Annotated in this window: 1 protein-coding gene and 1 pseudogene; both read right to left on the minus strand. The window is 79.3% G+C overall.

Annotated elements, in window-relative coordinates:
• The coding region (locus ND748_RS32100; protein WP_251750030.1) for a PHP domain-containing protein at positions 1-762 on the minus strand (762 nt) is incomplete at its 3' end.
• Positions 755-1,346, minus strand: a pseudogene (locus tag ND748_RS32105) (DNA polymerase Y family protein); the annotation flags it as partial. The pseudogene ND748_RS32105 and the gene ND748_RS32100, both read right to left, overlap by 8 nt.

Genomic DNA, 1,346 nt, shown 5'->3' on the forward strand with positions numbered 1-1,346 from the left:
CTCCAGGCCCAGCATGCCGGGCCGGGCCGCGGCCCACTCGGTCTCCTTGTCCTCCAGCGCGTGCGGGGCGTGGTCGGCGAGCTCCACCGCCACGTTCTCCCGGCCGAACAGCTCCGCCAGCCGCGCGAGGGCGGCCCCGGCGGCGGCGGGACCGCAGCGGGCCAGGGCCCGGGGAACCGTGCCCTTGCGGCATCCGGTGAGCACCTGCCAGTGCCCCCCGGCCGCCTGGGCGCAGGCCTCGGGCTCGGCCACCAGCCGGCCCTTCTCCCCGCCGGCCAGGTGGGCGTCGGACAGCAGTCGGGCCAGCCGCCGGTAGCCCTCCGGGTCGCGGGCGAGGACGAGCAGGTGGTCGCCGTCGGGATCGGTCTCGCCCGCGCGGGCCGCCCGCGCCCCGAGCGAGATCTCCGCCCCGAAGACGGTCCGCAGTCCCACCTCCCGGGCCGCCTCCGCGAAGCGGACCACGCCGTAGAGCCCGTCGTGGTCGGTGAGCGCGAGCGCCGACAGCCCCAGCCGCACCGCCTCCTCCACAAGGTCCTCCGGCTGGCTCGCGCCGTCGAGGAAGCTGAACGCGGAATGACAGTGCAGCTCGGCGTAGGGGACGGTCGCGGCCGGGGCGGCCCGCAGCCCCGCTCGCGGCCGGTAGGGAGCCCGCTTGCGCGACCAGGCCGGGCTGTCCCCGCCGTCGCCGGGTGGACCGGTGCGGACCGATGCGTCCCGTCCTCGACCACCGCCCGCCAGGCCGGCCGCCGCCGATTCAGTCATAGGACGCCTCCACCCACCACCGCCCGCCCGCAACGGCGAGCAGGTAGGCACCCCCCTCGGCGACGCTGATCTGGAAACGGGCCCGCCGGCGGGCGTCGGCGTCCCACCAGCGCTCGTCCACGGGCCACGGGCCCGCCCAGCCGGTCACCGGCATCGGCGCGCCCGCGCCGATCGCCAGCCGCGCGGGCGGCGCGGTCACCGTGCACCGGGCGCTGACCCCCACCGGCTCCCCGGCATCGTCGACGACGCTGGCCACCAGCGGGGGTCGGTGCACGAGGGTGGGGGCCGGGGCCGGCAGGATCCCGGGCCACGGCCGGTCCAGCCCGGCGGCCACCCGAGGTTCCCCCCAGGGCACCAGGCGGATCCGGTCCCCGGGATCGCGGCCACCGCCGACCACCGCGGTGAGGACGGCGTCCGGACCGAGCAGCCCCTGCACCCGGGTGAGGGCCCGGCCGACCCGCGCGGCGGCCGCCCCCGGCTCCCCCCACAGCCCGAGCTGGCGGCCGTCCGCGGGCACCAGCCCCACCGGTTCGATCCGCAGCCGGACCACCCCGGCCGTGGGCCCCGCCTGCCCCGCCCCGGCC

Origin of the sequence: Frankia sp. AiPs1 (genome assembly GCF_023716945.1) — a bacterium.
Classification (GTDB): Bacteria; Actinomycetota; Actinomycetes; order Frankiales; family Frankiaceae; genus Frankia.